Below are 7,636 nucleotides of genomic sequence, written 5' to 3' on the forward strand. Positions count from 1 at the left end.
GCGGGCGGGCGGGCCGTCGCCGTGCCGCGCCGCCGGCGGGCCCGCACCGGGCTGCCTGGAACCACATCCGAGTCACTCGTCCCTCCCAAGGGTCCCGAAGCACCCGCCGTGGTCGAGACCCGCCGTCAGGCGCCCGCTCCGAGTTCGCGGACCGCCGCCGCGAACGCGTCACCGCGCTGGTTGTAGTTGACGAACATGTCCATGGAGGCGCAGGCCGGGGCCAGCAGCACCGTGTCGCCGGGCCCGGCGAGGCGCCGGGCCTCCTGGACAGCCGCGAGCATCGCCCCAGTGTCGGTCCGGTCGAGGTCGACGACGGGTACTTCCGGGGCGTGTCGCGCGAGCGCTTCGCGGATCAGCGCGCGGTCGGCGCCGATCAGCACGACGCCGCGCAGCCGCTTCGCCGCGCTCGCGACCAGTTCGTCGAAGGTGGCGCCCTTGGCGAGGCCGCCCGCGATCCACACGATCGACTCGTAGGCGGCCAACGAGGCCTGCGCGGCGTGCGTGTTGGTCGCCTTGGAGTCGTCGACGTACGCGACGCCGTCCACGTCGGCGACGTGCGCGATGCGGTGGGCGTCCGGGCGGAAGGCCCGCAGCCCGTCCCGTACGGCCTGCGGGGGCACTCCGAAGGCGCGGGCGAGGGCCGCCGCGGCAAGGGCGTTGGCGATGTTGTGCGGGGCCGGCGGGTCGACGTCGGCGACCTCCGCGAGTTCCTGGGCGTTCTTGTGCCGGTTCTCGACGAAGGCGCGGTCGACGAGGATGCCCTCCACGACGCCGAGTTGGGACGGCGCGGGGGTGCCGAGGGTGAAGCCGATGGCGCGGCAGTCCTCCTCGACGTCGGCCTCGCGCACCAGGTCCTCGGTGGCCTTGTCGGCCACGTTGTAGACGCAGGCGACCCGATTGCCCTCGTAGATACGGCCCTTGTCCCTGGCGTACGCCTCCATGGAGCCGTGCCAGTCGAGGTGGTCGGGGGCGAGGTTGAGGACGGCGGCGGAGTGGGCGCGCAGGGACGGCGCCCAGTGCAGCTGGTAGCTGGACAGCTCCACGGCGAGGACGTCGTACTCCTCGTCGCCGAGCACCGCGTCCAGCAGCGAGACGCCGATGTTGCCGACGGCGGCGGTGCGCAGCCCGGCGGCCTTCAGGATGGAGGCCAGCATCTGCACGGTGGTGGTCTTGCCGTTGGTGCCGGTCACGCACAGCCAGGGCGCCGAGTCGGGGCGGCGCAGCCGCCAGGCCAGCTCCACGTCGCCCCAGATCGGGACCCCCGCCTCGCGGGCCGCCGTGAACAGCGGCTTGTCCGGCTTCCAGCCGGGCGCGGTGACGATCAGCTCGGTGCCCTCGGGCAGGGTCGCGCCGTCGCCGAGGCGGACGGTGACGCCCAGGTCCCGCAGCTCGGCGGCCTGTGCCCGGGCCCGCTCGTCGTCGCCGTCGTTGACGACCGTGACGATCGCGCCGAGCCCGTGCAGCACCTTGGCCGCCGGGACGCCGGAGACGCCGAGCCCGGCGACGGTGACGCGCTTTCCCTGCCAGTCGGTCACTTCTCTGCTGCCCATCCCGCGTAGAAGAGGCCGAGTCCGACGATCACGCAGATGCCCTGGATGATCCAGAAGCGGACCACCACGAGCACTTCGGACCAGCCCTTGAGTTCGAAGTGGTGCTGGAGCGGGGCCATCCGGAAGACCCGCTTGCCGGTCAGCCGGAAGGAGCCCACCTGGATGACCACCGACATGGTGATGAGGACGAACAGGCCGCCGAGGATGGCGAGCAGCAGCTCGGTGCGGGAGCAGATCGCGAGACCCGCGAGCACACCGCCGAGCGCCAGCGAACCGGTGTCGCCCATGAAGATCTTGGCCGGCGAGGTGTTCCACCACAGGAAGCCGAGGCAGGCGCCCATCAGCGCGGAGGCGACCACCGCGAGGTCGAGCGGGTCGCGCACCTCGTAGCACGCGCCGGGGTTGGTGAGGGTCTGCGCGTTGGCGCAGGACTCCTGGAACTGCCAGACGCCGATGAAGGTGTAGGCGCCGAAGACGAGGACCGAGGCGCCGGTGGCCAGGCCGTCCAGACCGTCCGTCAGGTTCACGCCGTTGGACATGGCGAGGATCATGAACAGCGCCCAGACCACGAACAGCACCGGGCCGATGGTCCAGCCGAAGTCGGTGATGAACGACAGCTTGGTGGAGGCCGGGGTGTTGCCGCGGTTGTCGGCGAACTGGAGCGAGAGCACCGCGAAGGCGATGCCGACGATCAGCTGGCCGGCCATCTTCGCCTTGGCGCGCAGACCCAGCGAACGCCGCTTGACGATCTTGATGTAGTCGTCGAGGAAGCCGACCAGGCCCATGCCGACCATCAGGCCGAGCACCAGCACGCCGGAGTAGCGCGGCGGCTCGCCGCTGATCACCTTGGAGAGGAAGTACGCGGCGACCGTCGCCAGGATGAAGGCGATGCCGCCCATGGTCGGCGTACCGCGCTTGCTGGCGTGCTCGCGCGGGCCGTCGTCCCGGATGTACTGGCCGTATCCCTTGCGCGCCAGCAGCTTGATCAGCAGCGGGGTGCCGATCAGGGTGAGGAAGAGACCAATGACGCCTGCGAACAGGACCTGATTCATCATCGGGCGGCAACCTCACCCTCGGCACCGGTCTCGAGCAGCGCCTCGGCCACCTTCTCGAGTCCGACCGAACGGGACGCCTTCACGAGCACGACGTCCCCCGGGCGCAACTCGCTGCGCAACAGGTCGACCGCCGCCTGTGCGTCGGACACGTGCACCGACTCCTCACCCCACGAACCCTCGTTATATGCGCCCAGTTGCAGCCAGGCGGCTTCCCTGCCCCCGACCGCGACGAGCTTGCTGACGTTGAGCCGGACGGCGAGCCGTCCGACCGCGTCGTGCTCGGCGAGCGATTCGTCCCCGAGCTCGGCCATCTTGCCGAGCACCGCCCAGGTCCGCCGCCCCTTGCCCATGGCCACCAGCGCGCGCAGAGCGGCCTTCATGGACTCGGGGTTCGCGTTGTAGGCGTCGTTGACGACCGTCACGCCGTCCGGGCGCTCGGTGACCTCCATCCGCCAGCGGGAGAGGGAGCCCGCCTCGGAGAGCGCGGTGGCGATCTCTTCCGCGGACATGCCCAGCTCATGGGCGACGGCGGCCGCGGCGAGCGCGTTCGACACGTGGTGCTCACCGTACAGGCGCATGGTCACGTCGCTGCACCCGGAGGGTGTGTGAAGGGTGAAGGAGGGCTGCCCGGTGTCCGTCAACCGCACGTTCTCGGCGCGTACGTCCGCTTCGTCGGCCTCGCCGAAGAGGAGCACCTTCGCCTTGGTACGGGAGGCCATGGCCCGTACGTACGGATCGTCGGCGTTGAGGACCGCGGTGCCGTCCTCGGGGAGGGACTCGACCAGCTCGCCCTTGGCCTGGGCGATCTGCTCGCGGCCGCCGAACTCGCCGATGTGGGCGGAGCCGACGTTCAGCACCAGCCCGATCTTCGGCGGCGTCAGCTCGGTGAGGTAGCGGATGTGGCCGATCCCGCGGGCGCCCATCTCCAGGACCAGGAACCGGGTCTCCTCGGTGGCGCTGAGCGCGGTCAGCGGCAGCCCGATCTCGTTGTTGAGCGAGCCGGGCGTGAACACCGTCGGCGCCTTGCGCCGCAGGACCTGGGCGAGGAGGTCCTTGGTGCTGGTCTTGCCCGCCGAGCCGGTGAGCCCGATCAGCGTCGTGCCGAGCTTCGTCACGACGTGGCGGGCGAGCGCGCCGAGCGCGGCCTGGACGTCGTCCACGACGATCGCGGGCACGCCGACGGGGCGCGAGCCCAGCACGGCGGCCGCGCCCGCCGCCACGACCTGTGGCGCGAAGTCGTGGCCGTCCACGCGTTCGCCGACGAAGGCGACGAAGAGGCTGCCGGGTCCCGCCTCGCGGGAGTCCCGGACGACCGGCCCGGTCACCAGGACCGACGGATCCGGTATGTCGTACGTCTGCCCGCCGACGACTTCTGCGATCTCGGCGAGAGAGAGGGCGATCACAAGTTCATCCCCTGGATCTTTCGGGATTTCATCCCTGGGTCTTCTGGATGGCTTCGCGAAGCACCTGGCGGTCGTCGAAGGGACGGACCACTCCGGCGATGTCCTGGCCCTGCTCGTGGCCCTTGCCCGCGACCAGCACGGTGTCGCCGGGGCGGGCCCGCTCGACGGCGGCGGCGATCGCGGCGGCGCGGTCCTCGAACAGCACGACCTCGCCGCGCTCGTGCACCGGCACGGACGCCGCGCCCTGCAGCATGGTCGCGAGGATCGCGAGGGGGTCCTCGGAGCGGGGGTTGTCGGAGGTCAGCACGGCGGTGTCGGCCAGCCGTGCCACGGCGGCGCCCATCGGGGCCCGCTTGGTGGTGTCCCGGTCGCCGCCGCAGCCCAGGACGACGTGCAGCCGGCCCTTGGTGACCTTGCGCAGCGCCTTCAGCACCGACTCGACGGCGTCGGTCTTGTGGGCGTAGTCGACGACCGCGAGGTAGGGCTGGCCGGCGTCCACCCGCTCCAGGCGGCCGGGGACGCCCGGTACGGCCGCGACGCCGTCGGCGGCGGTCTGCGGGTCGAGGCCGGCGGCGGCGAGGGCGACCAGCGCGGCGAGGGTGTTCGCCACGTTGAACGGGCCGGGCAGCGGGGACTTGGCGGCGATCCGCTCGCCGTTCGGGCCGAGCACGGTGAACGTGGAGTCGAGCTGACCGATCGTCACGTCCTCGGCGCGCCAGTCGGCGTCGGGGTGGCCCTCGGCGGAGTAGGTGACGACGGGGACGGTGGCCTCGCGGGCGAGGCGGCGGCCGTACTCGTCGTCGACGTTGACCACGCCGAGCCTGCTGCGCCGCGGGGTGAACAGCTGTGCCTTGGCCTGGAAGTAGTCCTCCATGCCGGAGTGGAACTCCATGTGCTCCGGGCTGAGGTTGGTGAAGACGGCGACGTCGAAGACGCAGCCGTCGACCCGGCCGAGGACCAGGGCGTGGCTGGAGACCTCCATGGCGACCGCCTCGACACCGCGTTCGCGCATGACGGCGAACAGGGCCTGCAGGTCGGTGGCTTCGGGGGTGGTGCGCTCGGACTTGATGCGCTCGTCACCGATGCGCATCTCGACCGTGCCGACCAGTCCAGTGGACTTCACCGTCTTCAGGCCGCCCTCGACGAGGTAGGCCGTGGTGGTCTTGCCGGAGGTGCCGGTGATGCCGATCTGCAGCAGGTCCTGTCCGGGCCGGCCGTAGATCGTGGCGGCCAGCTCGCCCATGCGGGCGCGCGGGTCGTCGACGACGAGCACCGGCAGACCGGTCGCGGCGGCGCGCTCGGCGCCGGCCGGGTCGGTCAGCACGGCCGCGGCGCCGAGACCGGCGGCCTGGGTGACGAAGTCGGCGCCGTGGGCGCGGGCGCCGGGCAGGGCGGCGTACAGGTCGCCGGGGCGGACGGCGCGCGAGTCATGGGTGATGCCCGTGACCCCGGCCGTGCGCTCCGGCGCGGCGACACCCAGCTGGCCGGCGAGTTCCGCGAGGGGTGTGGCGGACACCCGCTCCGGCCGGGGCGGTCCCGGGTAGGTCACGGGATGGCCCTTCTGGGTGGTTTGGGACTGATCAGCGTGTGGCACGGCGGTGAGCGTACCGGGCGTACCCGCTTCGGAGCGAAGCGAGGGGCGGGGGGCGCCGTGGTTCCCGGAATCCGGGGTGTTCGTTGTCACGGGTGGTTCCTGGTTGCTCGGTGTTGCTCGGTGCTGGTCGGGACTGATCAGGACGTGACTGATCAGGGCTTGTACGTCACCGGCAGCTTCGCCGGCGGGGCGCCGGTGGGCGGGACCTGGAGGCTCTTCAGCGCGAACCGCATCACCTGCTTGTAGACGGGTCCGCAGATCTGGCCGCCGAAGTAGCTGCCCTGGGTGGCGTTCTGAATGGCGCAGTAGACGGTGATCCGGGGCTGGTCCGCGGGGGCGAAGCCGGCGAACGACGAGGTGTAGCCGCGGTACTTGCCGGTGGCCGGATCCACTCGATTGGCGGTGCCGGTCTTGCCCGCGACGCGGTAGCCCGCGATGCGCGCCTTGGTGCCGGTGCCCTCCTCGTCGTCGACCACCGACTCCAGCATCCGGGCCAGCGTCTTCGCGGTCTTCTCGCTGACCACCCGCGTCCTCTCGGGCTTCGGGGCCGGATCGAAGCGTCCGTCGGGGCCCTTGGTGCCGCGGATCAGGGTGGGTTCGATCCGGACGCCGCCGTTGGCGATCGTCGTGTAGACGGACGCCGCCTGCATCGCGTTGATGGACACGCCCTGGCCGAAAGGAATCGTGTACTGCTGCGAGGTCGACCACTCCTGCGGCGGGGCGAGGATGCCCGGGGTCTCGCCGGGGAAGCGCAGTCCGGTGGGCTCGCCGATGCCGAACTTGCGCAGGTAGGAGTAGAGGACCTTGTTGGCCTCCGCCTGGGTCCTGCCCAGCTGGCCGGTGGCGAGGATGGTGCCGATGTTGCTGGACTTGGCGAGCACGCCGTTCAGCGTCAGGTACCAGGTCGGGTGGTCGATGTCGTCCTGGAAGAGCCGGTCGCCGCGGTGCAGCCGGTTGGGCACCACGACCCGCGTGGTGGGGGTGGCGACCTTCTCCTCCAGCACCGCGGCCATGGACATGACCTTGGCGGTGGAGCCGGGCTCGTAGGCGTCCTGGAGGGCCGCGTTGCCCATGTTCGCCGAGGTGGCGCGGGACAGGTCGTTGGGGTCGAAGCCGGGCGAGTTGGCCATGGCCAGGATCTCGCCGGTCTGGGTGTCCTGGACGATCACATAGCCGCGGTCGGCGCGGGACTTCTCGACCTGCCGCGCGATGGCGTTCTGCGCCGCCCACTGGATGTCGCGGTCGATGGTCAGCTCGATGTCCGAGCCGGGCACGGCGGGCGTCTCCTCGGCGCCCACGGTGGGCACCTGGCGGCCGCCCGACTGGGCGTAGCGGATCTCGCCGTCCTTGCCGGCCAGCTGCTTCTCCAGCTGCTGCTCGATGCCGCCGCCGCCCTTGCCCTCGGCATTGACCCAGCCCAGTATCCCGGCGGCCAGCTCGCCGTTCGGGTAGACCCGCTTGCTGCTGGGGGTGGCCAGGACGCCCGCCAGGACGTTCACCGTGGACTCGTCCGACTGCTGCTTCTTGGCGAGCGCGGACTTCAGGTCCTTGATCTGCTTCCAGACCTGCGGGGTCTGCCGGTCGGCGAGCTTGACGTAGCGGAGGTTCTCGTCCTCGGGCCGCAGCTTCTCGACGATGTCCTCCTGGTCCTGGCCGAGGATCGGCGCGAGGAGGGCGGCGGCCTGCTCGGGACCGTCGTCGATCTTCAGCTGCTCGCGGGTGAACAGCGTCGGGTCGGCGGTGATGTCGTAGGCGTCGACGCTGGTGGCGAGGGCGATGCCCGCGCGGTCGGTGATCTCGCCGCGCTCGGCGGCCAGCACCTGGCCCACGTACCGGTTCTGCTCCGCCTTCGCCGCGTACGCGCTCGCGTCGACGGCCTGCACCTGGAGCAGGCGGACGACGAAGACGAGCAGGACGAGGGTCAGCGCGACGCCGACCAGGCGCAGCCGCGGGCGCGGGCTGCCGAGCCGGAGGGGGCGCGGCGCGGCGGCGGCGCGGGGCGCGGGGGGCCGCGCCGGGCGGCGGGCCGGGCGG

The 7,636-nt window shown here is 71.7% G+C and carries 5 protein-coding genes; all 5 read right to left on the reverse strand.

The window, feature by feature from the left end:
- Positions 1-125 precede the first annotated feature (125 nt).
- Positions 126-1,550 (reverse strand): UDP-N-acetylmuramoyl-L-alanine--D-glutamate ligase, encoded by a 1,425-nt coding sequence (gene murD / locus G7Z13_RS09085; protein WP_165997656.1) that lies wholly within the window; start codon positions 1,548-1,550, stop codon positions 126-128.
- Positions 1,532-2,602, reverse strand: a complete 1,071-nt coding sequence (gene mraY, locus G7Z13_RS09090; protein WP_166004785.1) for a phospho-N-acetylmuramoyl-pentapeptide-transferase — start codon at positions 2,600-2,602, stop codon at positions 1,532-1,534. The genes murD and mraY overlap by 19 nt, the downstream gene beginning before the upstream one ends.
- Positions 2,602-4,008, reverse strand: coding sequence for a UDP-N-acetylmuramoyl-tripeptide--D-alanyl-D-alanine ligase (gene murF / locus G7Z13_RS09095; RefSeq protein WP_165997658.1), 1,407 nt, complete (start codon positions 4,006-4,008; stop codon positions 2,602-2,604). The genes mraY and murF overlap by 1 nt, the downstream gene beginning before the upstream one ends.
- Before the next feature lie 28 nt (positions 4,009-4,036).
- Positions 4,037-5,557, reverse strand: coding sequence for a UDP-N-acetylmuramoyl-L-alanyl-D-glutamate--2,6-diaminopimelate ligase (locus G7Z13_RS09100; protein WP_165997659.1), 1,521 nt, complete (start codon positions 5,555-5,557; stop codon positions 4,037-4,039).
- A 197-nt stretch (positions 5,558-5,754) separates the two neighbouring features.
- On the reverse strand, positions 5,755-7,636 hold a 1,882-nt coding region (locus tag G7Z13_RS09105; protein WP_165997661.1), incomplete at its 5' end, for a penicillin-binding protein 2.

The organism is Streptomyces sp. JB150 (assembly GCF_011193355.1).
GTDB lineage: Bacteria > Actinomycetota > Actinomycetes > Streptomycetales > Streptomycetaceae > Streptomyces.